Origin of the sequence: Kitasatospora xanthocidica, from assembly GCF_014656195.1 — a bacterium.
Taxonomy (GTDB): Bacteria; Actinomycetota; Actinomycetes; order Streptomycetales; family Streptomycetaceae; genus Kitasatospora; species Kitasatospora xanthocidica.
Genome location: NZ_BNBY01000002.1, coordinates 344,756 through 368,173, shown reverse-complemented (window position 1 = coordinate 368,173; position 23,418 = coordinate 344,756). Strand labels below are relative to the sequence as shown.

Below are 23,418 nucleotides of genomic sequence, written 5' to 3'. Positions count from 1 at the left end.
CCCGTCACCCCGCCGCCGTGACCCGTTCGACGGCGGCCAGGACCTTCGCGGCACCGTCCTCTGCGGCGAGCGTGGTGGCGACGGTGCGGGCGCGAGTGCGGTAGTGGGGCGTGTCCAGGGCATGGCGGAGGGCGGTCGCGAGGCGTGCCGGGGTGAGGGCCCCGAGGGGAACAGGTCCGGGGGAGACGCCGAGGGCGGCGAGCCGGGCGGACCAGAAGGGCGCGTCCAGTTGGGCGGGGACCGGGATGGCGGGGGTCCCGGCGCGAAGGGCAGCAGCCGTGGTTCCGGCACCGGCGTGGTGGACCACGGCCGCCGTACGGGGGAACAGCCAGTCGTGCGGGGTGTCGCCGATGGTCAGCACGGTGTCCGAGTCCTCGGCGGCCAGACCGCTCCAGCCCGCCTGGAGGAGCAGGCGGACCCGGGCCGCGCGGGCGGCGGCGAGCACCGTGGCGGTGAGCCGTTCGGGGTCCGGGACGACCAGGCTGCCGAAGCCGACGAAGACCGGCGGCGGGCCGGCGGCGAGGAAGTCGACGAGCCGGCCCGGGGGTTGCCAGTCCGGCTGTGCGGGCGGCCACCAGTAGCCCGCGACGTCCAGCCGGGGGTGCCAGTCGGCCGGGCGGGGGACGACCGTCGGCGAGAAGCCGTGCAGGACGGGGTGGGCGCGCCGGGCCCGGGCGATGCCGAGCGGCGGCAGGCCGAGCCGGCGGCGCAGTCCGCGGACGGCGGGGACGAACAGCTGGTCGGTCGCGGCCTGGACGGCGTGCCCGGCGAGCAGGTTGCCGGGCCGGGAGAGCGACCGGGTGCCCGTGACGGCCGGTGCGAACTCCCGTGTGGGGGCCATGGGTTGGAGGAACAGCCCGATGGTGGGGAGTCCGGCGGCCTCGGCGGCGACCTGGCCGAGCGCACTCGTGGTGCTGGTGGTCAGCAGGAGATCGGTGCCGAGTGCGACGGCCTCGACGATGCCGTCGCCGAGCGCGGGCATGAACTTCCGCCCGAGTCGCAGCAGTTGGAGTACCACGCCCGGTCCGCTGCCGGCTTCCAGCAGCCGTCGGCCCTGCGCGGAGGCGAGTTCGGCGCGCGGGTCGACCGGCAGCGGGCGGAACTCCAGCCCGGCCGCCCGTACGGACTCGGCGAAGGTGGTGTGGGTCGCGACGGCCACCTGGTGGCCGGCCGCCCGCAGGCGGACCCCGAGCCCGGTGAAGGGGGCCACGTCGCCGCGCGACCCGGCGGTGGCGATCAGGATGCGCATGGCCGCAGTATTCCGGCGGGGGCGGCCCGCAGGAAGGACGCCACGCACGGCCGTGGATCCGGGCGGCCGATCCGGGCGGCCGATCCGGGCGGGCGGAACCGGGTGGCGGGCGGTGGCGTCCTTCGGAGCAGAGCGCACGGAACGGGGCCGTGGCGCCGGGAACGGGAGGGACGGACGCATGGGCATCGTCGCGTGGATCGTGCTGGGCCTGCTGGCGGGGGCGCTGGCCAAGCTGCTGCTGCCGGGGAAGGACCCCGGTGGTCTGATCGTCACCACCCTGATCGGCATCGCCGGCTCGTTCGTCGGCGGCTGGATCGCGTCGCACTTCATGCACCGGTCGATCAACGCGCACTTCTTCGACGGGGCGACCTGGGTGTCGGCGATCGGTGGCGCCCTGGTGCTGCTGATCGTCTACCGGCTGCTGTTCGGCAACTCGCGCCGCTGACGGGCGGCCCGGAGCAGGGCGGTCCGGCGCGGGGCGGTTGGGAGCGGGGTGGTCCGGAGCCGAGTCGTCCGGGTGGCCGGTTCGCGCCGGTCCTCGCGGGCGCCGGAAACCATGCGGCGCCCTCGCGCGTCCTTCGGTACGGGCCCGGAGTCTCGACGGGGCCGGCACGCCGATGACGCGAGGGGCGACGGATGAGCTGGATGGCGTGGATCCTGCTGGGCCTGGTGTCGGGGACCCTGGCCCGGATGGCGTTGCCCGGGAGGGGCGAGCGCGGGTTGATCAGCACCACCCTGATCGGCATCGCCGGGTCCTACGTCGGCACCTGGATCGTCTCGCACTGGATGCACGGAACGGTGAAGGTGGGCTTCCTCGACCTGACGACCTGGGTCTCGGCGATCGGTGGCGCGGTGGTGCTGCTGTTCGCCTACGGGGTGCTCCTGCGCATCGTCCGGCGCTGACCGGCCGGAACCGGGGCTAGGGCGCGTCTTGTGGATTTTTGCCGGGTCCGCGACGCCGGGGCACGCACCTCGCTGCGTTGTCGTCGGTCGCCGATGGCCCCCAGCCTTCGGCCGGGAGGTGCCCCCACCGCATGGACTCCCTCCTCCGCCTTGCGATGCACGCACCCCAACGCCGCGGCCTGATCCGACAAGATCCACAAGACGCGCCCTAGTCCGGCCGCGGGCCCGCGCCCGACGCCACCCCGGCGACCCAGTCCGGCAGGTCCTCGCGGGCGGTGAGCCAGGCGGTCGGGACGTCGGCGAGCCCGGTGCGGGCGGCGACCACCCCGGCCGAGACGGCGCAGGTGGTGTCCTGGTCGCCCCAGCCTTCCAGGGTGTGCCAGATGGCCTCGGGCAGGGAGTCCAGGTGCCCGGCGGCGGACCAGAGGGCGAACGGGACGGTGTCCGGCGCCGAGATCAGGATCCCGGAGCCGAGCACGTTCGCGGCGTGCCGGACGCTGGCGTGCCCGGGCAGCCGGGCGGCGATCCGCAGGCCGGACCGGACGTCGCTGTCCGGCAGCCGTCCGGCGATCTCGGTGAGCAACTCGGCTCGGCCGGGCGCGGTTCCGCCCCGGCTCCGGACGGCGAACGCGGCCGCGAGGGCGACCGCCACCGCGCCGATGACGGCCTCCGGGTGGAAGTGCGTGGTGAGCGCCTGGAGTTCGGCCTGACGGGCCACCGCGTCCAGGTCGTCGGCGAACCAGGCGCCCAGCGGGGCGGCCCGCATCGCGGCGCCGTTCCCGTACGAGCCCTGGCCCTCGAACTGGCCCGCCGTGATGGCGCGCCAGTCCCCGCCCGCCCCGATCCCGCGCAGCACCCGGTGCATCGACGGGCCGTACTTGCGTCCGTACTCGCGTGTGTACTCGGCGGCGAACTCCCCGGCCAGCGCGTCCTGTCGGACCTCGCCGTGGGCGGCCAGGTGGCGGACCAGCACCAGCGCCATCGCGGTGTCGTCGGTCCAGTGCCAGGGGGCGGGGCGGACCAGGCGGGCGGCCAGTGCCGCGGGCGCCTCGTCCACCGGGACCGAGAACCAGCGGTCGCCGAAGGCGTCGCCGAGGGCGAGCCCTTGCAGGCTGTCCAGGGCCGGACCGGCCGCACGCATGTCATCCTCCGAGTGAGATCAACTGTGTGCGGCCAGTCTGTCGGACGGGCGGGGCGCCCGGCGACCGGATTTCCCTCCGGCCTTCGGGGACCAGCGGCTTTTGGGGAGCAGCGGTCAGGACTTGGCCTTCAGGCCGCCGAGGACGAGCTTCCAGACGGCCTCGAAGCGGTCGTCGGCGCCCGGGGCGGACCAGGTGGGCGCGAAGGCGGGGTCGTGGAACGGGGCGGTCGCGTCGAAGACGGCGCGGGCGGTGTTGAGGATGTGGGCGAGCTTGAACTCCTTGCCGTCCATGCCGTCCTGGACGATCTGCGCGATCTGCCCGACCAGGGTGTCGATGTGCGCGTCGACGGTGCCGCTGTTCTCCTCGACCAGCACCATGTAGGTGGCGAAGAGCTCCGGGTCGTCCAGCGCCTTCTTTCGCTTCGCCGCGAACAGCGTCGTCAGCCAGCGGTGCAGCCGCTCGGCGGAGTGGCCGCCCTCGGTGGAGATGGCCGCGAGCTCGTGGTGCGCCTGGTCGAGCCAGCGCTGGGTGACCGCCTCGCGCAGCGCGGCCTTGCTGGGGAAGTGGCGGTAGACGCTGCTGTGGCTGACGCCGAGGATGCGGGCGACGTCCACGACGGTGGCCTTGGCCGGGCCGAACCGCCGGAGGACGTCCTCCGCCGCGATCAGGATCTGCTCGGCGGTGAGTGTGGTGTCCGTGGTCACGGGGAGGTCCGTTCTTAGGTCGTGCGGTCGGGGTCGTGCCTGTCGTGCTGATGGTGCTTGTCGTGCCGGTGGGTTCCGGTCAGTGCTCGCTGTCCAGGTGGGCCATCTGCGCGGCAGCGTACCGGTCACCCGCGGCGGAGCCGGCCGGGACGGCGGCCTCGACGGCGGCGAGGTCGGCCTCGGTCAGCGTGACGTCGAGGGAGCCGAGGGCCTCGGTGAGGCGCTCCCGGCGGCGGGCGCCGATCAGCGGGACGACGTCCTGGCCGCGCGAGGCCACCCAGGCGATGGCGACCTGGGCGACGCTCGCGCCCTTCGCGGTGGCGATCGCGCGCAGCGCCTCGACCAGCGCGAGGTTGTGGGCGAGGTTCTCGCCCTGGAAGCGCGGGCTGTGGCTGCGGAAGTCGGTGCCGGTGAGGGCGCGGTCCTGGCCCCAGTGGCCGCTGAGCAGGCCGCGGGAGAGCACGCCGTACGCGGTGACGCCGATGCCGAGTTCGCGGGCGGCGGGGAGGACGGTGGCCTCGATCGAGCGGCTGAGCAGCGAGTACTCGATCTGGAGGTCGCTGATCGGGTGGACGGCGGCGGCCCGGCGCAGGGTGTCGGCGCTGACCTCGGAGAGGCCGATGTGGCGCACGTAGCCGGCCTTCACCAGGTCGGCGATGGCGCCGACGGTCTCCTCGACCGGGACCTTCGGGTCGAGGCGGGCGGGGCGGTAGATGTCGACGTGGTCGGTACGCAGGCGGCGCAGGGTGTAGGCGAGCGCGGTCTTGGTGGCGGCCGGGCTCGCGTCGTAGCCGAGCCACTGGCCGTCCGGGCCGCGCTGGGCGCCGAACTTCACGCTGATCCGCACGGCCTCGCGGTCGCGGCCGCGCAGTGCCTCGTGGATCAGCAGTTCGTTGTGGCCCATGCCGTAGAAGTCGCCGGTGTCGAGGAGGGTGATCCCGGCGTCGAGGGCGGCGTGGACGGTGGCGATGCTCTCGGCCTCGTCGGCCGGGCCGTACAGGTCGGACATGCCCATGCAGCCGAGGCCGAGGGCGGAGGTGACGGGACCGGCGGTGCCGAGGTGGCGCTGCGCGGGGCGGGAGGTCGAAGACATGGGCACTCCAGAGGGTCCGGGGGTGGATGCGGCGCCGAGCGGGGGTGAGGGGCGCGGCGCGGCAGGGTGGCCCGGGTGCCACTATGGCACGACAGCGAACAGATTTCAAAATCTGTTCGCTGTCGTCTGTTATCTGAAAGTTGAAATCTGTCGATTGTCATCTGTCAGCGCCGGCGCCCGACCAGGCGCCGCTCGGCGGCCGTCAGTCGGCGACCCGGCTGCGGTTCTCGTAGGCGAGGTCGGTGTACTCGGGGTGCCTGAGCATCCAGCCCTTGATGAAGGGGCAGGTGGCGAGAACGGGCAGGTCGCGGGCGCGGGCGTCGTCCAGTGCGGCACGGGCGAGCGCGCTGCCGATGCCCTGGCCCTCGAACGCGGGCTCGACCACCGTGTGCGGGTAGACCACCAGGTGGTCGCTGCGCAGGTACTCGGCGAAGCCGGCCAGTACGCCGTCCACCCATGCCTCGAAGCGGTTCTTCTCTTCCACGTCGCGGATCGAGACGGTCATCGCGGGACCTCACTGTCGGAGAGTCGGAGAGTCGGAGAGTCGGAGAGTCGGGGCCGGGCCCGGCCCCGGTCCATCATCGAGCGGGGCCGCCCCGCCCGTCGATTCGGAGGCCGTGTCGTCGCGCGTCCCGGGCTCGGAGCCGGTCCAGGTCTCCCGCCCGCCGGGGGAGCGCAGCAGGTGGGCGCGGGCGGGCGGCAGGTTGCGCCACACCGTGCGCTCGCCCAGGCCGTACGACGCCTCGAACCGCCGCAGCAGCCGCACCACCGCCCGGTGCCGGGCACCCCGGCGGGGGCCCGAGGTGAGGGTGCGCGCCGTCGCGGTGCCGAGGTAGCCGAAGTACGTCAGCTCGCCGCCGGGCGTCAGCAGCCGCAGGTAGAGGTCGAGGATCTCGCGGACCTGCGCGGGATGGAAGTTGGTGAACGGCAGTCCGGAGACGATCGCGTCGTACCGTTCGCCGTGCTCCGCCGCCGCCGCCTCCGGGCCTGCCACCGCCTCCGGGCCTGTCGCCGTCTCCGTCGGCGACGACGGAGAGGCGGGCAGAGGTGCCGACGGGCGGCACCGTGGCAGTTCCTCGACCCGGCAGGCCGACAGCCGAAGGCCGACCGCCGGGTGGCGGGCGGCCAGCACCGGGTCCTCCCGCAGCCGGTCGGCGAACCGCGGGTTGGCCTCGACCACGTGCAACCGGTCGCCCGGGCGCAGTACTTGGACCAGCCGGCGGGTCACCACGCCCGTGCCGGCGCCGACCTCGAGCACCGAGATCGGGCGGTTCGGACGGCTGATGACCGGTACCACCAGCGCGTTCACCAGCTCCGGACCGCTCGGGGCCAGCGCGCCGGTGTCGTGGAAGGCGCGCAGCGCCTCGGCGAGGAACAGCAGGCGGTCGCCTCCGGACGGTGAACCGTGCCTCGGGGGTGGGGAGTCGGGACGGTGGATGAGCTGGTCGTTCGTCATACCGTTGACGCTAGGAAGGGTGGGAGCGCCGCGAATCGGCCGGTCAGCGACGCGTACCCCCGACGAAAGTCGAGGGTGCGGTTGGTCGGAAGACAGGGGCGCCGTGGAGCCGGGCGCCCCTAGCATCGGGACCGGGACCGGGAGTGGGACCGGGAGTGGGACCGGGGACGGTAGCGACGGCCCGCGGAGCGGAGAAAGGAGGGCCCCGATGCGCAGGAGCCTGCTCGGCTGGTACGGCCCGGACCACCGGCCCTGGGCCGACACCTCGCTGCTGCTCGGCGTGCTCGCCCTCACCGTCGAGGAGTCCATGGTCCAGTGGCTCCACGTCGACGGTCCGCTGCGCGTACCGCGGACGGTCATGGTCGCGCTCGCCGCGCTCTCACTGCTCTTCGCCCGCCGCCACCCGGTCGCCTCCGCCGTACTGCCGGTGCTCACCGCGGGGTTGCTCAACCGGGCTTTCCCCGGCCTGTTCAGCGTCTTCTACCTCGCCCACCTCGGCCGGGCCGGCCCGGCGATGGCCGGTGGCGCGGTCATCGCGGTGGTCAGCGCGACGGGTGCGGACTCGCTGGTCGGCTGGGCCGGCACCACGGGGTCCCAACTCCTGGTCCAGGCCGCCACCTTGTCCTTCGGCCTGTGGCTCCACGGCAGGCGGGTGCTGATCCGCACCCTGCACGCACAGGTCGACGCGCTGCGCCGCGAGCGGGAGTTGCGTGCCGAGCAGGCCCGATCCGCCGAACGGGCGCGGATCGCACGGGAGATGCACGACGTGCTCGCCCACCGCCTGAGCCTCCTGGTGCTGCACGCCGGGGTGCTGCGGGACCAGGCCCGGCTCGGCACCGTCGCCGCTGATCAGGCCCGGCTCGCCCACCGCCTCGAACTGCTGCGCACCACCGCCGCCCGCTCGCTCGACGACCTGCGCGACGTCCTGGGCGCGCTGCGGGCAGATCCGCCGGTCCGGCCGGCCGCCGGTACCGAGGAGCCGTCCGAGCCGACGGCGGCCGGGCCCGTCCCGGCGCCCGCCCTGCGTGACCTCACCGAACTCGTCGGCGAGGCGACCCAGGCCGGGCAGCGGGTCGAACTGGCCCTCGCCGGAGATCCGGAGACTGTCCCGACCACCCACCGGCTGGCCGTGCACCGCCTGGTTCAGGAGGCGTTGACCAACGCCCGCAAGTACGCGCCCGCCGCGCCGGTCAGCGTCCGGGTCGGCTACGGGGAACCGGCGACCACCGTCGAGGTCCGCAACGGCCCGGCCGAGGCGCCGCCGGACGGACCGGTCCCGGGTGGTGGCTACGGCCTGGTGGGGCTGAGCGAACGGGTCGGCGCACTCGGCGGTCACCTCGACGCGGGCCCGGACGGCGGCGGAGGTTTCCGGCTCTCCGCCCGGCTGCCCGCGCCGGGGCGCCCGCTGCCGTCGGTGGACGCCTCGCGCCCTGCCCGCACCGGCGCTCCCCTTCCGGGGCCGGACCGGTCCGAGCGACGGCAGCGCTCCGAGCCGCCGAACCGGTCGGAGCCGCCGGACCGGTCGGAGCCGCCGAACCGGCCGCAGCAGCCGGAGCACCCGAAGCAGACGCAGCACCCGCAGCAGCCGGAGCACCCGAAGCAGACGCAGCACCCGAAGCAGCCGGAGCACCCGAAGCAGACGCAGCACCCGAAGCAGCCGGAGCACCCCGAGCAGCAGCCGAAGGACGTCGCATGATCCGCACGATGGTGGTAGACGACGACGCGCTGGTGCGCCTCGGCCTGGTCGACCTGCTCGCCCAGGACCCGGCGCTCACCGTGGTCGCCGAGGCCTCCGACGGGCTCCAGGCCGTCGAACTCGCCGGGAGCCGGCGGATCGACGTGGCCCTGATGGACATCCGGATGCCCCGGCTCGACGGCATCGCCGCCACCCGGCGCCTGCGCGAACTGCCCGACGCCCCGCGGGTCATCGCGCTCACCACCTTCGACCTGGACGAGTACGTGTACCAGGCACTCGCCGCCGGGGCGGACGGCTTCCTGCTGAAGGACACCCCGCCCGCCGAGATCGCCCGGGCCGTGCACGTCGTCGCGGGCGGCCAGGGGATGCTGCACCCGGCGGCGGCGCGGCGCCTGATCGACCGCTACCACCGGGTCGGCGCACCCCGGTCGGTCGCCGCGCGCGGGCGGGTCGCCGGGCTCACCCCGCGCGAGACCGACGTGCTGCGGGAGCTCGCCGACGGGCTCTCCAACGCCGAGATCGCGGGCGTCCTGGGGATGCGGGAGAGCACCGTCAAGGCGCACGTCAGTCGGATCCTGACCGGGCTCGGCGTCGGAAACCGGGTCCAAGCCGCGTTGCTGGCCCGCGATGCCGGGTTGGTGGGGGACGGTTTCTGAGCACGGTGGCCCCGCCTCGGGCGGCACCGTCGGCGAGGCCTCGGGCGAGGCCTTCGGTGGCGGCGCACGGCGGGGCTCGTCGGGGCACCGCATCGGCGGGTGTTCACGCGGGTGTTCCCCGGACGTTCCCGTGGAGTCAGGCCGGGTGTCGGAGCGGGCTTCCCTGAGCCGTCGCGTGCTCCCGGTTGGTACCGCCCGCTGAGCCGCTGTCACCCATCCGGCGTGGAAATGCCGTGCCTTGGCGGTTTGCGCTGCCGAACTCGGGCGGCGGGTCCATGGTGGAGATGGGCGCGATCCGGCGACCGCGTCCGCGCGCCGATCCAGGCCCGCGCGCCGTGCGCCCGCTGCCGCTCTCCGACGGGTGTCCGAGGCTGGGCCCGGTACCGGCACGCTGGGAGCAGGGCCACCTCGCAGGAAACCGAACGGTTCTTCTAGGCTCACATCTCGGCTTCCCTGCGGCGGTCCGGCCATTGCGCCCACCGCGAGGAAGCCGCCGTCCACGGCGGCTCCGGGCGGACCGGGGCCACCGGATCGAGCGAGGAGGACGCAATGCCAAGCACGCCGCCCAGCCGTTCCACCGTACTTGGGCCAGACGGGCCGCTCCGGCGGACCGCCGATCATCCCGGCCGCACGGTGACGTCCGGCCGCACGGTGAGGTCCGGCCGGGGCCGGCACCCGGGCGGGAGCGGTCGGCCGGTCCGGCCGCTGAATACCGGCGGCGGCCGCGGAGGCGAGCGTTGAGTCCCCAGATCGTCGGGTCGCCCACTGCCCAAGGTGCTGCCACCGAGCCCGACAGAACCCAGGTCTCCGTCCCTGCCGCCGCCGACGGCGAAGCGCTCGCCGGGGCGGCCGCCACCACCGTCACGACGGTCGCCACCGCCGCCGCGGTGACCAGGACCGCCACGGGCGCCGTGATCACCGCGGCCACCTCGACCACCGAACCGGCCGCGAGCCCGCCCGCGGTGCCGCCCGCGGTGTCGGCCGCGAGCCCGCCCGCAGTGTCGGCCGCGAGTCCGGCCACGGCGACGGCCGTGTCCCCGACCGCCCCCGCGAACACGGCCACGGCCCCTGTCACCCCCACCACTCCCGCCGCCCCGGTCACTGCCGCTGCCACCGCTGCCGGCACGGCCGCCACGGCAGCCGCCACCGCGAAGGCCACCGTCACCGCGGCGCTGCCCGGTCTTCCGCAGGCGCTCAGCGCCCGCGCCCGTACCCTCGCCGGCGCCGTTCGACGCCGCTGCGCCGACCTGGCCCGGATCGAGTCACCCAGCGGGGACGCCCCACGACTCGACGCCCTCGCCGAAGAGTTGGCGGCCGGATTCCGCGCCACCGGGGCCACCGCCCGCCGCGAACCCGGACCGGCCGGCGACCACCTGGTCCTGGAGTGGGAGGGCCGGGACGAGACCCTGCCGCACCTGCTGATCGTCGGCCACCATGACACCGTCTGGCCGGTCGGCACCCTGGCGGACTGGCCGGTCACCGAGGAGGACGGCCGGCTCACCGGCCCGGGTGTGGTCGACATGAAGGGTGGACTCGCCATCCTGGAAGGCGCGTTGGCGCTGCTGGCGGATCTGGGGGAGCGCCCGCACCGGGCCGTGCGGCTGGTCGTGGTCTCCGACGAGGAGGTCGGCAGCCCGGACGGGCGCCGCCTGGTCGAGCGCCAACTGCGGGGAGCCGCCGCGGTGCTGGGGCTCGAACCGCCGCACCCCGACGGTCGGCTGAAGACCGCGCGGCGCGGTAGCACCCGGGTCCGGCTCACCGTGACCGGGCGCGAGGCGCACGCGGGCAACGACGCACACGACGGGGTGTCCGCGGTCGACGAGCTGGTGGACCAGCTGGTGGCCGTCCGCGACCTCGCCGGTCAGCCGGGTACGGAGCTCAACGCCGGTCGGATCAGCGGTGGTTCGCGTGCCAACGTCATCGCGGGCCGGGCCGAGGCCGAACTCGGCCTGCGGTTCTCCACCGCCGAGGCGCAGCGCCGTACGCTCGACCACCTCGCCCGGCTCACCGCGCTGCGCCCGGGCGCCCGGGTGCGGACGGAGGTGCTGTCCAGTCGTCCGGCGTGGCCCGAGCGCACCGGCAACCCGCTGCTCCGGCACGTGCGTTCGCTCGCCGCAGTGCTCGGGCAGCAGTTGGACGGTGCCCCGGCGGGCGGGGCGGGGGACACCAACCTGCCGGGTTCGCGAGGGCTCCCGACCCTGGACGGCTTCGGCGCGGTCGGCGCCGGCGCCCACGCCCGGCACGAGCACATCAGGCTGGACCAGATCGGCCCACGGATCGCCCTGCTGGCGGCGCTCCTCGCCGTACCGCTGCCGCGACTGCGCGACCGTGCGGAGGGGTGAGCGGGAGGTAGGGCGGTCCTTCGACGGCCGGCCGCCGACAGTCGGCACCTGACGGCGAACAGATGACAGTGAACGGATAACAGCGAACAGATGACAGATGACAGCTGACAGATTTCGAAATCTGTCAGCTGTTATCTGTTCCCCGCCTTGCCATCGCTCCGCCCCGCCGCGCAGAATGGTACCGACCGAACGGTCAGTCGGTTGCCGTCCGGACCCCGGGCGGACCGCAGGGCAGGACACGAGAGGGGACCGTGGTGACAGCAGAGGTGGCCGAGGCGATCCCCGCGCAGACGCCGGAGGACCGGTTCGAGGCGGTCGTCGCGGCCGAGCAGCGGATCGAGCCCAGGGATTGGATGCCCGACGCCTACCGGGCCACCCTGATCCGCCAGATCGCCCAGCACGCCCACTCCGAGATCATCGGCATGCAGCCCGAGGGCAACTGGCTCACCCGGGCCCCCTCGCTGCGCCGCAAGGCGATCCTGCTCGCCAAGGCCCAGGACGAGGCCGGTCACGGCCTCTACCTCTACGCCGCCGCCGAGACCCTCGGTGTCGACCGGGCCGAGCTCACCGAGAAGCTGATCTCCGGCCGTCAGAAGTACTCCTCGATCTTCAACTACCCGACCCTCACCTTCGCCGACGTCGGCGTGATCGGCTGGCTGGTGGACGGCGCGGCGATCTGCAACCAGGTCCCGCTCTGCCGCTGCAGCTACGGCCCGTACGCCCGGGCGATGGTGCGGATCTGCAAGGAGGAGTCCTTCCACCAGCGCCAGGGCTACGAGCTCCTGATGACGCTGATGCGCGGCACCGAGGCCCAGCGCCGGATGGTGCAGGACGCGGTGGACCGCTGGTGGTGGCCGTCGCTGATGATGTTCGGCCCCTCGGACGCGGACTCGCCGAACTCCGCCCGCTCGATGGCCTGGCGGATCAAGCGGCACAGCAACGACGAGCTGCGCCGCCGGTTCGTCGACATGACCGTCCCGCAGGCCGAGCACCTGGGCGTCACCCTCCCCGACCCCGAGCTGCGCTGGAACGAGGAGCGCGGCGGCTGGGACTTCGGCGAGCCGGACTGGTCCGAGCTGAACCGGGTCATCCGCGGCCAGGGCCCGTGCAACGCGCAGCGGATCGACCGCCGCCGCGCCGCCCACGAGGACGGCGCCTGGGTCCGGGAGGCGGCCGTCGCCTACGCCGCCAAGCGCGCGGCCGAGCAGTCGCACACCGAAGAGGAGAACGGAAAGTGACCGAGCCCCACACCGGTTCCGCCCAGACCGGGTCCGCTCACAGCGGGTCCAAGGCCGGCTGGCCGCTGTACGAGGTGTTCGTGCGCCCCCGGCGCGGCCTGAACCACGTCCACGTCGGCTCGCTGCACGCGGCCGACGACCGGATGGCGCTGCTCGCCGCCCGCGACCTCTACACCCGCCGCAACGAGGGCGTCAGCCTCTGGGTGGTCCGCTCGGACGCGATCACCGCGTCCACCCCGGACGAGCGGGACCCGTTCTTCGAGCCCAGCGGCGACAAGGTCTACCGCCACCCGACCTTCTACGACATCCCCGAGGATGTCCCGCACATCTGACGGGGGAGCCACCGTGCACGACCACACCACGTCCACCACCGACGACGACCACGTCTACCTCAGCCTCGCCGAGGCCACCCCGGGCCCCGAGGGCGAGGGCCGCTGGGCGTACGGGACGGGCTTCGCCGACCCGCTGCTCGGCGTGGACACCGCCCTGCCCGCCGGCACGGACGGCGCGGACCTCGCGGCCTACTGCCAGATGCTTGGCGACGACGCCCTGGTCCTCTCCCAGCGGCTGATCGAGTGGTGCACCCGGGCGCCCGAGCTGGAGGAGGAGGTCGCGCTCGCCAACCTCGGCCTCGACCTGCTCGGCCAGGCCCGCCTGCTGCTCACCCGGGCCGGCCAGGCGGACGGTTCCGGCCGCACCGAGGACGACCTGGCGTACTGGCGCGAGGACCACGAGTTCCGCAACGTCCGGATGGTGGAGGCGCCGAACGGCGACTTCGCGTACTCGATCGCCCGGCTGCTGCTGTTCGCCACCGCGCGCGGCGCCCTGTACGAGGCGCTGGCCGGGCACCCCGACCCGGTGCTGGCGGCGGTCGCCGCCCGGGGCGTCAAGGAGCTGGCGTACCACCGCGAGTACGCCACCGCCTGGACGCTGCGCCTCGGCGACGGCACGCCGTACTCCGCCGAGCGGATGCGGGCCGGTCTGGACGCCGTCTGGCCGCTGCTGGAGGAGCTGTTCACGGCGCACCCGGTGGAGCTGCGGGTGGGCGTGGACCCGGCGACGCTGCGCGAACCGGTGCTGGCCTCGCTCGGCGCCGTCCTCGCCGAGGCCGGGCTGACCGTGCCGGAGGTGCCGCCGCTGGCCACCGTGCTCGGCCGGGCCGGCCGGGACGGCGTGCACACCGAGGCCCTCGGCCCGCTGCTCGCCGAGCTGCAGGTGCTGGCCCGCGCGCACCCGGGGGCGACGTGGTGACGGGAACCGACGTGGTGACGGGAACCGACGTGGTGACGGGAACCGTCGGCGCGGCGGTCGCGGGCAGCACCCGCGACCGGGCCTGGGCGGTCGCCGCGGCCGTCCCGGACCCGGAACTGCCGATGCTCACCCTGGCCGACCTCGGCGTCCTGGCCGAGGTCGAGGTGGACGGCGCCGGCGGCGCGGTCACCGCCTGGCTGACCCCGACCTACTCGGGCTGCCCCGCCGTCGCCGAGATGGCGGCCGACGTGGACCGCCGGCTGCGCGCCGCCGGGTACCCGGAGGTCCGGGTACGGCTGCGGCTGGACCCGCCGTGGTCCACCGACCTGATCACCGCCGAGGGCCGCCGCAAGCTCAGCGAGGCCGGCATCGCCCCGCCGCGTCCGACCTCCGCCGTCGGCGCGTCCGGACCGGTCCCGCTCGCCCTCGGCCCGACCCGCACCGGTGTGAGCGCGGGCACGGGCGCAGGCACAGGCGCGGGCGTCGGCGCCCGGAGCCGCGCCGCGGTCGCGCCCCCCGTGCCCTGCCCGCTCTGCGGCGACACGGAGACGGAGGAGCTGTCCCGCTTCGGCTCCACCGCCTGCAAGGCGCTCTGGCGCTGCCGCGCCTGCCGGGAGCCCTTCGAACGCGTCAAGGAGATCTGAATGCCCGCCGCCGTCCCGTCCGCCCCCGCCGACACCCCGGCGACCGGCATCCGCCCGGCCCGCCGCCCCACCTTCCACCGGCTGCGGATCGACCGGGTGGAGCGGCTCTGCGAGGACGCCGTGGCGGTGACCTTCGCGGTGCCGGACGAGCTGGCCCAGGACTACGCCTTCCGTCCCGGGCAGACCCTGACGCTGCGCAAGCTGGTGGACGGGGCCGACGAGCGCCGCTCGTACTCGATCTGCGCCCCGGTCGGCGGACCGCTGCGGATCGCCGTCCGGGAGGTGCCGGGCGGGCTGTTCTCGCGCTGGCTGGTGCGCGAGGCGCGGTCCGGCGAGGAGGTGGAGGTGCTGACGCCGTCGGGCCTGTTCACCCCCGAGCTCGGTGTCCCCGCCGACCACGTGCTGCTCGCGGCCGGCTCCGGCATCACCCCGATGCTGTCGATCGCCGGTTCCGTGCTGGCCGCCGACCGCCGCTCCACCGTCACCCTGCTCTACGGCAACCGCCGCAGCGACACCGTGATGTTCGCCGACGAGCTGGCCGACCTGAAGGACCGCTACCTCGGCCGCTTCCAGCTGGTCCACGTGCTCTCCCGGGAGACCAGGGACGCCGAACTGCTCAGCGGCCGCCTCGACCCGGAGCGGGTACGGGCGCTGCTGGCGGCGCTGGTGGACGTCGGGAGCGTCGGGCACTGGTGGCTGTGCGGGCCGTTCGGCATGGTCGCCGGGGCGAAGGAACTGCTCACCGAACTGGACGTCCCGGGCGAGCGCGTGCACCAGGAGCTGTTCCACGCCGAGGACGAGCCGCTCCCGGAGCGCGACGAGGACTGGGACCGGACGGACGCCTCGTCCGACGGCGCGGCGGGCACCGAGGGCGTGCGCAGCGAGGTCACCGTCGTCCTCGACGGCCGTGGCAGCACCCTGTCCCTCCCGCGCGACCGCTCGATCCTGGACGGCGCCCAGCGCTCCCGCCCCGACCTGCCGTTCGCCTGCAAGGGCGGGGTCTGCGGCACCTGCCGGGCCCTGGTCACCGAGGGTGAGGTGGAGATGCGCCGCAATTTCGCCCTGGAGGAGAAGGAACTGGCCGCCGGCTACGTCCTCACCTGCCAGGCCCGCCCGGTCACCGACCGGGTGACGGTCGACTACGACCGCTGAGGCCTGGGCCGGCGCCCGCGCCGTCGGCGGCCGCCGGTGGGCGGTCTGACCCGCCGCCGGCCAGCCCCGCAGCCGGTCAGACCGCCGCCGGCTCGGGCAGCTTCGCCGGGTCGCCGAGCAGCTCGACCAGGTCGTTGACGGCCGCGCGCCCGGCCCGGTTGGCGCCGACGGTGCTGGCGGACGGGCCGTAGCCGACCAGGTGGACGCGCGGATCGGCGGTGGCGCGGGTGCCGGTCAGCGCGATGCCGCCGCCGGGGGAAGCGCAGGCCGAGCGGCGCGAGGTGGCCGACCTCGGGCCGGAAGCCGGTGGCCCAGACGATCGCGTCCACCGCCAGCTCCTGGTCGCCCCAGGCGGCTCCGCGCTCGGTGAGACGGTCGAACATCGGCCGCCGGTGCAGCGCGCCCAGCTCCTCGGCGCGCCGGTAGGCGACGGACGGGCCGAGCCCGGTCACGCTCACCACGCTGCGCACCGGCAGCCCTTGGCGGACCCGCTCCTCGACCTTGGCGACCACCGCACGCCCGTACTCGGGGGTGAACGGCCCCTCGTGGTAGACGGGTTCGGAGCGGGTGACCCAGACCGTCTCGCCGACCGCCGCGACCTCGGACAGCACCTGGATCGCGGAGGCGCCGCCGCCGACCACCAGGACGCGCCGGCCCGCGAACTCCTCGGGCCCGTGGTAGTCGGCGTAGTGCAGCTGGCGGCCCGCGTAGTGGCCGGGGTAGTGCGGGAGGAACGGCCGGGTCCAGGTGCCGGTGGCGTTGATGAGCGCCCGGGTGGACCAGATGCCGTGGTCGGTCTCGACCAGCAGTCGGGAGTCGGGGCGCTCGGACTCGGCGCGTACGGCGCGCACCGCGACCGGGCGTACGACCGGGAGCGCGTGCCGGGCTTCGTACGCCGTGAAGTACCCCGGCACCACCTCGCGTGCGGGGGCCTCGGGGTCGACCGACGGGAGCTCGGCGTCCGGGAGGTCGTGGAAGCCGTGCACGGTGGCCATCCGCAGGGACGGCGAACGGTGCGCCCAGGCGCCGCCGGGCCCGGCGTTGGCGTCGAGCACGACGAAGCCGCCGTCGGCGCCCGCCCGGTACGGGGCGAAGCCGCGGCGGCGCAGGTGGTAGGCGGCGGACAGACCCGCCTGCCCGGCGCCCACCACCAGGACGTCCACCCGCTGCGGCGCGCCGGGGTTCACCGCACCGGAGTCCGTCACGCCGGAGCCCGTCACACCGGAGCCTGCCGGGCCCGAGTTCACCGCGCCCGAGTTCGTTGCACCGTAAACAGTCACGCCGGTGAAACATCGGGGCCCCGGTGACTGTTCCCGCCGTTCTCGGACGGGGGTGCCGGGCACCGGGCGCGGTGTGCGCAGTCGGAGGGTGCGGCGGCGCGGGGCCGCTCAGGCGAGCGGGGAGATCACCGCGGCGGTGCCGTAGGCGCAGACCTCGGTGCCGACGTCCGCCGCCTCCGTCACGTCGAAGCGCATCATCAGGACGGCGTTGCCGCCGCGGGCCTTGGTCTGCTCGACCAGCCGCTGCATCGCCTCGTTACGGCTCTCGACCAGCGTCTTCGTCAGCCCGCGCAGCTCGCCGCCGATCAGCGACTTCAGCCCGGCGCCGATCTGGCTGCCGATGTGGCGGCTGCGGACGGTCAGTCCGAAGACCTCGCCGATCACGTGATCGACCCGGAAGCCGGGGATGTCATTGGTGGTCACGACCAGGACGTCGGCGTTCGGGCCCTGCCCGCCGCCGTACTCATTGATGTCAGCCATGGCACTCATCCTGCCCAGGTGAGGCGTCCGAGTGACAGAGGCACGGCGGGGCAGTGGCCGATAAGGCGTCCGGAAGCTGGTCCGGACCGGTGATCGGGCGGCCGAAAAGCCGTACCGTAGCCCCATGGGCGAGCGAAGCGATCATCCACAGGGGCCGGGCGCGGCGGAGGACTCCGGCGCGCAGGAGATCGAGGCGACGGTGGTGCTGGGCCTGCGGATCACCGACTGGCCGGCCCTGCGCGCGGCCGCGATCAGGGCCGTCGAAGAGCTGGACTTCGACGGGGTCGACCCGGCCGGCCAGCGCCGCGAACTCCTGCGCGAAGTCGCCGAGGACGCCAACGCGGCGCTCGGCGCCCTGCTGCACCCGGACCGGCTGGTGGCCGCCATCCCCGGAGTCGAGGCGGTCGGCGGCACGCTGGAGATCAGCGTGACCGAGGACTTCACCCCCGACTTCGCCGAGCTGTTCCCGCTGGAGGGCGACGAGGAGGACGGCGGCGCGGGCGCGGACTGGACGCTCACCCCGCGCACCGCCTGCCTGCTCCACGCCCAGCTGCTCGGACTGGCCGACGCCGCCTACGACGACCTCGACGAACACGGGGACGAGGCGGTCACCGACAACGAGGACCCGGACTGGACGGTCTACGCCCGGCTGCCCCAGCGCACCTGGCGGATGCACCGGGGCTGGCGCCGCACGATGGCCCGGGCCTTCGACGACCTGGCCGACGACCTCGCGCTCGGCGAGTGGCCGCTGCCGCGCTGCCTGGCCGAGGAGATCGCCCTGCGGATGGCGCTGGTGGACGCCCGGACGCTGCTCGGCGCGCAGCCCGAGTCGGTGGCGGACATGATGGGCGACCTCCCGGCCGACCTCTACGACTACGACTGGGACGGCTGCCACGACGAGCTGTTCGGCGTCTTCGGGCCCGACGACGGCGACCCGGAGCTCGCCGCCGAGCAGCGGACGGAGATGCTGCTGGCGGCCACGCACCCGGAGGGGTGGTTCCTGATGTACGAGGACGCGGAGGAGCGCGACCCCCAGCGCGGCTACCGGCGCTGACCGGGTGTCGGCCCGGCGTTCCCGGCGTGCCTGGCGTTCCCGGTGTCCCCGGTGTCCCCGGTGTCCCCGGTGTCCCCGGTGTCCCCGGTGTCCCCGACGGGTCGAGGGCCGGGGGCCGGGCGGTTAGGCTGCGGGCATGCCCGATGTATCCGGTATGCGCGATGTGTCCTCGGCCGGCCCCGACGGGGTGGACGACTCCTCGACCGCCGCGGACGAGTCGGCGCTGGCCCGGATCGCGCTCGGACTGGACAGCGTGCGGGCGGCGCAGCGCGGACGGACCGCCGAGGCGCGGGCCGGCCTCGAGGCGCTCTGGGAGGACCTGGGGGAGCAGGACGTCTTCCACCGGTGCGTGCTGGCGCACTATCTGGCCGATCTGCAGGACGACCCGCGGGCCGAGCTGGAGTGGGACCTGCGGGCGCTGGCCGCCGCCGACTCGCTGACCGCCGAGCGGGCCCGGACGTACGAACCGGCCCTCCAGGTGCGTGCCTTCTACCCCTCGCTGCACCTCAACCTGGCCTCCGACCACCTCAAACTCGGCGAGCCCGACCTCGCGCGCGAGCAGCTCGAACGGGCCGTGCGCAGCCTGGACGCGCTGCCCGAGGACGCCTTCAGTGCGGGCATCCGGACCGCCGTGGACGAGCTGCGGCAGCGGCTGCGCTGAACGGGAGCCGCCCGGGGCGGGCCGAGCCGGGCGGGACGGGGCTGGCATGCTGGTCGGGTGACTTCTCCGTTCGACATGCCGGCTTCCGCGCCTTCCGCCTCCTCGCACGACTCCGAAAACGACCATGAGTCCGGCTCAGGCTCGGGCTCCGCTTCCGGTTCCGGTGGTTCTCCGGCGCCCGAAGAGCGTGACGCGCGGCCGCAGTACGTGCTGCCGCTGGTCGTCCGGCTGGAGAAGGCCACTCCGCCGGGGCGGACGGACGCCTTGGAGACCTCGGCCCGGGCGGTGCTCACCCTGCTCTCCGACCCTCGGGTGACCGAGGCGGACGGTGAGTGGGCGGAGCAGGTCGTGGCCTGGGAGGACGCCCGGATCCGCAAGGTGGTCCGGCGGGCCCGCGGCGGTGAGTGGCGTCGGGCCGGCGAGCTGCCGGGCGTCACCGTGCAGGGGCGGGAGGCGGAGGTGCGGGTGTTCCCGCCGATCCCGCTGGACGGCTGGCCGAAGGAGCTCGCCAAGCTGCAGGTCTCCGGGACGGACCTGGAGGAGGCGGCCGAGCCCGGTGCGCCCGAGCCGGGGCTGCCGGTGCTGTGGCTCAACCCGGAGCTGGAGATGAGCGCGGGCAAGACCATGGCGCAGACCGGGCACGCCGCCCAGCTCGCCTGGTGGCGGCTGGACGACGCGCAGCGCAAGGAGTGGGCGGAGTCCGGCTTCGCGCTGGCGGTGCGGACGGCCGCGCCGGAGGCGTGGGGGGAGCTGGTCCGCAGCGGGCTGCCGGTGGTTCAGGACGCGGGCTTCACCGAGATCGCCCCGGGAAGCTGCACGGTGATCGCGGATCACCCCGCGCTGCGCTGAACCCGGGAGCGTTGCTCTGAGCCCGGGAGCGCTGCGCTGAGCCCGGCAGCGCTGCGCTGAGCTGAGCCCGGGAGAAGGAATACCGGGGTCAGGCCGCGATGAGCTCCTTCTCGGGGGCCGGTGTCCTGACCTTGGGCTTCCTGTTCGGCAGCGAGAGCCGGAAGACCTTGTGCCACGCGGAGAACACCTGCTTGGGCAGCGACCCGGTGACGTACTCCAGCTCGTACTTCTCGAACAGCACGCGCACCTTCACCGCGACTTCGGCGTACCGGTTGCTCGGCAGGTCCGGGAACAGGTGGTGCTCGATCTGGTGGGACAGGTTGCCGCTCATGAAGTGCATGGCCCTGCTGCCGCTGATGTTCGCCGAGCCCATCATCTGGCGCAGGTACCACTGGCCGCGCGTCTCGCCGTTGATCGACCGGCGCTCGAAGACCTGGACGCCCTCGGGGAAGTGCCCGCACATGATCACCGAGTGGGTCCAGAGGTTGCGGACCAGGTTCGCGGTGAAGGTGGCGGCGAGCGTGGTGAGGAACGACGGGCCCGACAGCAGCGGGTGGATCACGTAGTCCTTGAGCACCTGCTTGCGGATCTTGCGGCCCACGGCCCTGGCCCGGGCGCGGAACTCCGGGTCCTTGCGGCGGCGCTTGCGCAGGTTCTTGCCGAGCTCCAGGTCGTACGCCGCGATGCCGTACTCGAAGAAGCAGGCGTTGATGAAGTTCCACAGCGGCTGGCCGAGGTGGAACGGGTGCCACCTCTGGTCCTCGTCGACGCGCATGATGCCGTAGCCGAGGTCGTTGTCCTTGCCGATCACGTTGGTGTACGTGTGGTGCAGCTCGTTGTGCGAGTGCTTCCACTGCTCGGACGGCGAGACGTGGTCCCACTCCCAGGTGGTGGAGTGGATCTTCGGGTCCCGCATCCAGTCCCACTGGCCGTGCAGGACGTTGTGGCCGATCTCCATGTTGTCCATGATCTTCGCCACGGACAGGCCGGCGGTGCCGAGCAGCCATGCGGGCGGGAAGATCGAGAACAGCAGCACGCCCCTGCTGGCCAGTTCGAGCTTGCGCTGCGCCGAGATGACCTTGCGGATGTAGGCGGCGTCCTTCTCGCCGCGGTCGGCGAGCACCTCGTCGCGGATCGCGTCCAGCTCGCGGCCGAGCTCCTCGATCTGCTCCGCGGTCAGGTGGGCGGTGGGGTCGATGGCGGTCAAGGTGCGTCTACCGTTCGATGTCGCAGGGGCCCGCCGCGGCGGACACGCAGGTCTGGATGAGGACGCCCGGTTCGGCCTCGGTGATCTCGCCGGTGCGCAGGTCGCGGACGGCGCCCGCCTTGAGCGGCGTGACGCAGCCGAAGCAGATGCCGATGCGGCACCCGGAGGGCATGAGCACGCCGGCCTCCTCGCCGACGTCCAGCAACGGCGTGGCGCCGTCCGCGTCGACGGTCGTGCCGGTGGCGCTGAACGTGACCTCGCCGCCGTCGCCGCCGGTGACGACCGTGCGGGGGCGGAAGCGTTCGGTGTGCAGGCGCACTCGGAGGCCGTGCTCGGTCCAGTGCTCCTCGGCGGCGTCGAGCAGGCCCGCGGGACCGCAGGCCCAGGTCTCGCGCTCGGCCCAGTCGGGCACGAGTTCGCCGAGACGGGCTATGTCGAGCCTGCCGTCCGTGGCGGTGTGCACCTCGGTGAGGCGCAGCTTCCTGTCCGCGGCGAGGCGGTGCAGTTCGTCGCGGAAGATCACGTCCTGCGGCTGCGGCGCGCAGTGGACCATGACGACGTCGTCGAACCCGGTGTCGCGCAGCATGCCCATCACGGGCGTGATGCCGCTGCCGGCCGTCAGGTAGAGCACCTTGGCGGGCTTGGCCTGCGGCAGGACGAAGTCACCGGTCGGCTGGTCGAGGTGGACCAGCGTGCCCGGTGCCGCCCTGCGGACGAGGTGGTTGCTGACCTTGCCGTCCGGGATCGCCTTCACGGTGATCGTGATGCGGCCGTCCCGGCGGTCCGTCGGTGAGGTGAGGGAGTAGGCACGCCACAGGCGCCTCCCGTCGACGTCGACCCCGATCCGCACGTACTGGCCGGCCGTGTGGCCGCGCCAGCCCCGTCCCGGCTTGATCACGACGGTCGCGGCGTCACCCGTCTCGGGGTGCACGGCCTCGATGCGCCCACGCAGGTCGGCGCCCGCACGCAGCGGGCTGACCAGGTCGAGGTAGTCCGACGGCAGCAGCGGCGTCGTGACCATCTCCAGCAGTTTCCACGCCCTGCTGCGGAGGGCTGCACTCGTCATGACTCCAGCTTGCTGCGCCTCAGGGCGTAAAGTCCTGACCGTAGGGCGTAAATCTGCTCCGCAGAATTGTTCGCAGGGAACAAGAACATGAGCCATGCCATCTGGAGGGCCGGCGAGCCGGTCCTGGACGAGACGACGGTCACCGCGCTTCGGGCCGCGCTGACGGCCACCGCCGACGAGGTCGTCGAGGCGATCATCGACGAGGTCCCTCCCTACGCCAACGCCCTTTCGGGCCGTATGGGCGGCACCATCCGCCGAGCCGTCCGCACCGCCCTGGGGCACTACCTGGACCTCGCGAGCGGGAACGCCACGGGCGGCGACGCCGGTGACGCGGCCTACGAGCTGGGCCGCGGCGAGGTGCGCGACGGCCGTTCGATGGACGCCCTGCTCAGCGCCTACCGCGTCGGCGCCCGGGTGGCCTGGCGATGCCTGGCAGCGGGTGCCGTACCCGCGGGTCTGCCCGCCGCCGAGGTCGCCAGGTTCGCCGAGCTGACCTTCGCCTACATCGACGAGCTCTCCGCCGCGAGCGCCGCGGGCCATGCCGACGAACTGGCCGCCCGGGGCAGGGCCCACGAGCGCCACCTGGAACACCTGGCCCGCGACCTCCTCGCCGGCGCGAGCCCGGACGTGCTGCTGGCCGCCGTCCAACGGGCCGGGTGGCAGCCCCCGGTCTCGCTGACCGCGGTCGTGCTGCCCGCCGTCCAGGCCCGACCCGCCTACCGCGTCCTCGACCCGAGCACTCTCGTCCTCGACGATCTGCCGGACACCACCGGTGTGCTGCTCGTCCCCGATGCCGACCGATCACACCTCTTGCGGCAGCTGACCGACCGGGCCGCCGTGGTCGGCCCGGCCCGGCCATGGACTCGTGCGTCCGCCTCGTACGCACGAGCCGTACGTGCGCGCTCCCTCTCCGCCGACATCCGCGACACCGAGGAGCACCTGCCGGAGCTGGTGCTGAGCGCCGACGTGGACGCGTTCGCCGACCTGCGTGCCCGAGCCCTCGCGCCGTTGCGGGCCCTGCCCGTCGCGACCGCACGGCGGCTGGAGGAGACGTTGCGGGCGTGGCTGCTGCACCAGGGCAGGCGGGACGAGGTGGCGGCGGCGTTGTTCGTCCATCCTCAGACGGTCCGGTACCGGATGTCGCAGCTGCGGGAGCTGTTCCCGGATCTGGCCTCGCCGGACCGGGTCCTTGAACTGACCTTGGCGGTGGGGCTTCGGGGTGGCTGACGGGTGACAGATGACAGAGTTCAGCGAACGGATAACAGATGTGGAAATCTGTCATCTGTCATCTGTTA

The 23,418-nt window shown here is 74.0% G+C and carries 23 protein-coding genes and 1 pseudogene; 14 read left to right on the top strand and 10 right to left on the bottom strand.

All coding sequences use genetic code 11. The annotated features are described in order from the left end of the window. Positions 1 to 4: 4 nt before the first annotated feature. Positions 5 to 1,249: a glycosyltransferase gene (locus IE332_RS04995; protein ID WP_189913845.1), complete on the bottom strand. Its 1,245-nt coding sequence runs from the start codon at positions 1,247 to 1,249 to the stop codon at positions 5 to 7. Between the two features lie 178 nt (positions 1,250 to 1,427). Here IE332_RS04995 and IE332_RS04990 point away from each other — a divergent pair, with 178 nt between their 5' ends. Then, positions 1,428 to 1,694 carry a GlsB/YeaQ/YmgE family stress response membrane protein gene (locus tag IE332_RS04990; protein ID WP_189913844.1) on the top strand — a complete coding sequence of 89 codons (267 nt, stop codon included), beginning with the start codon at positions 1,428 to 1,430 and terminating at the stop codon, positions 1,692 to 1,694. 191 nt (positions 1,695 to 1,885) lie between these two features. Then, positions 1,886 to 2,152: a GlsB/YeaQ/YmgE family stress response membrane protein gene (locus IE332_RS04985; protein WP_189913843.1), complete on the top strand. Its 267-nt coding sequence runs from the start codon at positions 1,886 to 1,888 to the stop codon at positions 2,150 to 2,152. Between the two features lie 208 nt (positions 2,153 to 2,360). Here the strand turns inward: IE332_RS04985 and IE332_RS04980 are convergent, their stop codons facing one another. The 5 genes from IE332_RS04980 to IE332_RS04960 all read right to left on the bottom strand — a co-directional run bounded on the left by IE332_RS04980 (position 2,361) and on the right by IE332_RS04960 (position 6,547). Beyond that, positions 2,361 to 3,293: an ADP-ribosylglycohydrolase family protein gene (locus IE332_RS04980; protein WP_189913842.1), complete on the bottom strand. Its 933-nt coding sequence runs from the start codon at positions 3,291 to 3,293 to the stop codon at positions 2,361 to 2,363. Between the two features lie 114 nt (positions 3,294 to 3,407). Further along, positions 3,408 to 3,998 (bottom strand): TetR/AcrR family transcriptional regulator, encoded by a 591-nt coding sequence (locus IE332_RS04975; RefSeq protein ID WP_189913841.1) that lies wholly within the window; start codon positions 3,996 to 3,998, stop codon positions 3,408 to 3,410. A gap of 79 nt (positions 3,999 to 4,077) precedes the next feature. Continuing rightward, a complete protein-coding gene (locus tag IE332_RS04970) occupies positions 4,078 to 5,091 on the bottom strand; it encodes an aldo/keto reductase (protein WP_189913840.1) in 1,014 nt (337 codons plus the stop codon). Positions 5,092 to 5,293: 202 nt separating this feature from the next. Then, positions 5,294 to 5,596: a GNAT family N-acetyltransferase gene (locus IE332_RS04965; RefSeq protein WP_189913839.1), complete on the bottom strand. Its 303-nt coding sequence runs from the start codon at positions 5,594 to 5,596 to the stop codon at positions 5,294 to 5,296. Between the two features lie 9 nt (positions 5,597 to 5,605). After that, positions 5,606 to 6,547, bottom strand: a complete 942-nt coding sequence (locus IE332_RS04960) for a class I SAM-dependent methyltransferase (protein ID WP_189913838.1) — start codon at positions 6,545 to 6,547, stop codon at positions 5,606 to 5,608. 208 nt (positions 6,548 to 6,755) lie between these two features. On the opposite strand from IE332_RS04960, the gene IE332_RS04955 reads away from it, so the two are divergent. The 8 genes from IE332_RS04955 to paaE all read left to right on the top strand — a co-directional run bounded on the left by IE332_RS04955 (position 6,756) and on the right by paaE (position 15,526). Further along, the gene (locus IE332_RS04955) at positions 6,756 to 8,243 is read left to right on the top strand and encodes a histidine kinase (RefSeq protein WP_229928304.1); all 1,488 of its coding nucleotides are present in this window, start codon (positions 6,756 to 6,758) and stop codon (positions 8,241 to 8,243) included. Next, complete coding sequence (locus tag IE332_RS04950; RefSeq protein WP_189913837.1) at positions 8,240 to 8,899, top strand: response regulator; 660 nt, start codon at positions 8,240 to 8,242, stop codon at positions 8,897 to 8,899. Before IE332_RS04955 ends, IE332_RS04950 begins: the two co-directional genes overlap by 4 nt. A gap of 737 nt (positions 8,900 to 9,636) precedes the next feature. Beyond that, positions 9,637 to 11,241: a M20 family metallopeptidase gene (locus IE332_RS41765; RefSeq protein WP_268256528.1), complete on the top strand. Its 1,605-nt coding sequence runs from the start codon at positions 9,637 to 9,639 to the stop codon at positions 11,239 to 11,241. 278 nt (positions 11,242 to 11,519) lie between these two features. After that, positions 11,520 to 12,479, top strand: coding sequence for a 1,2-phenylacetyl-CoA epoxidase subunit PaaA (paaA, locus tag IE332_RS04940; protein WP_373313680.1), 960 nt, complete (start codon positions 11,520 to 11,522; stop codon positions 12,477 to 12,479). Further along, complete coding sequence (gene paaB, locus IE332_RS04935) at positions 12,476 to 12,811, top strand: 1,2-phenylacetyl-CoA epoxidase subunit PaaB (protein WP_189913835.1); 336 nt, start codon at positions 12,476 to 12,478, stop codon at positions 12,809 to 12,811. The genes paaA and paaB overlap by 4 nt, the downstream gene beginning before the upstream one ends. After that, complete coding sequence (gene paaC, locus IE332_RS04930) at positions 12,795 to 13,730, top strand: 1,2-phenylacetyl-CoA epoxidase subunit PaaC (protein WP_189913834.1); 936 nt, start codon at positions 12,795 to 12,797, stop codon at positions 13,728 to 13,730. Before paaB ends, paaC begins: the two co-directional genes overlap by 17 nt. 122 nt (positions 13,731 to 13,852) lie before the next feature. Beyond that, positions 13,853 to 14,374: a PaaD-like zinc ribbon domain-containing protein gene (locus IE332_RS04925; RefSeq protein WP_229928361.1), complete on the top strand. Its 522-nt coding sequence runs from the start codon at positions 13,853 to 13,855 to the stop codon at positions 14,372 to 14,374. Beyond that, positions 14,375 to 15,526 (top strand): 1,2-phenylacetyl-CoA epoxidase subunit PaaE, encoded by a 1,152-nt coding sequence (gene paaE / locus IE332_RS04920; protein ID WP_189913832.1) that lies wholly within the window; start codon positions 14,375 to 14,377, stop codon positions 15,524 to 15,526. Between the two features lie 76 nt (positions 15,527 to 15,602). Here the strand turns inward: paaE and IE332_RS04915 are convergent. Further along, positions 15,603 to 16,713 (bottom strand): annotated as a pseudogene (locus IE332_RS04915) (NAD(P)-binding domain-containing protein). 201 nt (positions 16,714 to 16,914) lie between these two features. Then, positions 16,915 to 17,286, bottom strand: a complete 372-nt coding sequence (locus IE332_RS04910; RefSeq protein ID WP_189913831.1) for a YbjQ family protein — start codon at positions 17,284 to 17,286, stop codon at positions 16,915 to 16,917. A 124-nt stretch (positions 17,287 to 17,410) separates the two neighbouring features. On the opposite strand from IE332_RS04910, the gene IE332_RS04905 reads away from it, so the two are divergent. From IE332_RS04905 to IE332_RS04895, 3 genes are all read left to right on the top strand, one after another. After that, complete coding sequence (locus tag IE332_RS04905; RefSeq protein WP_189913830.1) at positions 17,411 to 18,340, top strand: hypothetical protein; 930 nt, start codon at positions 17,411 to 17,413, stop codon at positions 18,338 to 18,340. Positions 18,341 to 18,476: 136 nt separating this feature from the next. After that, the gene (locus IE332_RS04900; RefSeq protein ID WP_229928302.1) at positions 18,477 to 19,001 is read left to right on the top strand and encodes a tetratricopeptide repeat protein; all 525 of its coding nucleotides are present in this window, start codon (positions 18,477 to 18,479) and stop codon (positions 18,999 to 19,001) included. A gap of 75 nt (positions 19,002 to 19,076) precedes the next feature. Next, the gene (locus IE332_RS04895) at positions 19,077 to 19,850 is read left to right on the top strand and encodes an aminoacyl-tRNA hydrolase (protein WP_189914098.1); all 774 of its coding nucleotides are present in this window, start codon (positions 19,077 to 19,079) and stop codon (positions 19,848 to 19,850) included. A gap of 88 nt (positions 19,851 to 19,938) precedes the next feature. Here IE332_RS04895 and IE332_RS04890 read toward each other — a convergent pair whose 3' ends face one another. Together IE332_RS04890 and IE332_RS04885 are read right to left on the bottom strand one after the other, a co-directional pair. Then, a complete protein-coding gene (locus IE332_RS04890) occupies positions 19,939 to 21,057 on the bottom strand; it encodes a fatty acid desaturase family protein (protein WP_189913829.1) in 1,119 nt (372 codons plus the stop codon). A gap of 7 nt (positions 21,058 to 21,064) precedes the next feature. Then, entirely contained in the window at positions 21,065 to 22,123 is a 1,059-nt protein-coding gene (locus tag IE332_RS04885; protein ID WP_189913828.1) for a ferredoxin reductase, read from the bottom strand. An 87-nt stretch (positions 22,124 to 22,210) separates the two neighbouring features. Between IE332_RS04885 and IE332_RS04880 the strand changes: the two genes are divergently transcribed. Next, the gene (locus IE332_RS04880; protein ID WP_189913827.1) at positions 22,211 to 23,350 is read left to right on the top strand and encodes a PucR family transcriptional regulator; all 1,140 of its coding nucleotides are present in this window, start codon (positions 22,211 to 22,213) and stop codon (positions 23,348 to 23,350) included. The last annotated feature ends 68 nt before the right edge of the window (positions 23,351 to 23,418 follow it).

Excerpts from the sequence above, each read along its gene's own strand:
- IE332_RS04995 (WP_189913845.1), bottom strand. The coding sequence starts at position 1,249 with ATGCGCATCCTGATCGCCACCGCCGGGTCGCGCGGCGACGTGGCCCCC.
- IE332_RS04990 (WP_189913844.1), top strand. The coding sequence starts at position 1,428 with ATGGGCATCGTCGCGTGGATCGTGCTGGGCCTGCTGGCGGGGGCGCTG.
- IE332_RS04985 (WP_189913843.1), top strand. The coding sequence starts at position 1,886 with ATGAGCTGGATGGCGTGGATCCTGCTGGGCCTGGTGTCGGGGACCCTG.
- IE332_RS04980 (WP_189913842.1), bottom strand. The coding sequence starts at position 3,293 with ATGCGTGCGGCCGGTCCGGCCCTGGACAGCCTGCAAGGGCTCGCCCTC.
- IE332_RS04970 (WP_189913840.1), bottom strand. The coding sequence starts at position 5,091 with ATGTCTTCGACCTCCCGCCCCGCGCAGCGCCACCTCGGCACCGCCGGT.
- IE332_RS04965 (WP_189913839.1), bottom strand. The coding sequence starts at position 5,596 with ATGACCGTCTCGATCCGCGACGTGGAAGAGAAGAACCGCTTCGAGGCA.
- IE332_RS04960 (WP_189913838.1), bottom strand. The coding sequence starts at position 6,547 with ATGACGAACGACCAGCTCATCCACCGTCCCGACTCCCCACCCCCGAGG.
- IE332_RS04955 (WP_229928304.1), top strand. The coding sequence starts at position 6,756 with ATGCGCAGGAGCCTGCTCGGCTGGTACGGCCCGGACCACCGGCCCTGG.
- IE332_RS04950 (WP_189913837.1), top strand. The coding sequence starts at position 8,240 with ATGATCCGCACGATGGTGGTAGACGACGACGCGCTGGTGCGCCTCGGC.
- paaC (WP_189913834.1), top strand. The coding sequence starts at position 12,795 with ATGTCCCGCACATCTGACGGGGGAGCCACCGTGCACGACCACACCACG.
- IE332_RS04925 (WP_229928361.1), top strand. The coding sequence starts at position 13,853 with ATGCTCACCCTGGCCGACCTCGGCGTCCTGGCCGAGGTCGAGGTGGAC.
- paaE (WP_189913832.1), top strand. The coding sequence starts at position 14,375 with ATGCCCGCCGCCGTCCCGTCCGCCCCCGCCGACACCCCGGCGACCGGC.
- IE332_RS04910 (WP_189913831.1), bottom strand. The coding sequence starts at position 17,286 with ATGGCTGACATCAATGAGTACGGCGGCGGGCAGGGCCCGAACGCCGAC.
- IE332_RS04905 (WP_189913830.1), top strand. The coding sequence starts at position 17,411 with ATGGGCGAGCGAAGCGATCATCCACAGGGGCCGGGCGCGGCGGAGGAC.
- IE332_RS04900 (WP_229928302.1), top strand. The coding sequence starts at position 18,477 with ATGCCCGATGTATCCGGTATGCGCGATGTGTCCTCGGCCGGCCCCGAC.
- IE332_RS04895 (WP_189914098.1), top strand. The coding sequence starts at position 19,077 with ATGCCGGCTTCCGCGCCTTCCGCCTCCTCGCACGACTCCGAAAACGAC.
- IE332_RS04885 (WP_189913828.1), bottom strand. The coding sequence starts at position 22,123 with ATGACGAGTGCAGCCCTCCGCAGCAGGGCGTGGAAACTGCTGGAGATG.
- IE332_RS04880 (WP_189913827.1), top strand. The coding sequence starts at position 22,211 with ATGAGCCATGCCATCTGGAGGGCCGGCGAGCCGGTCCTGGACGAGACG.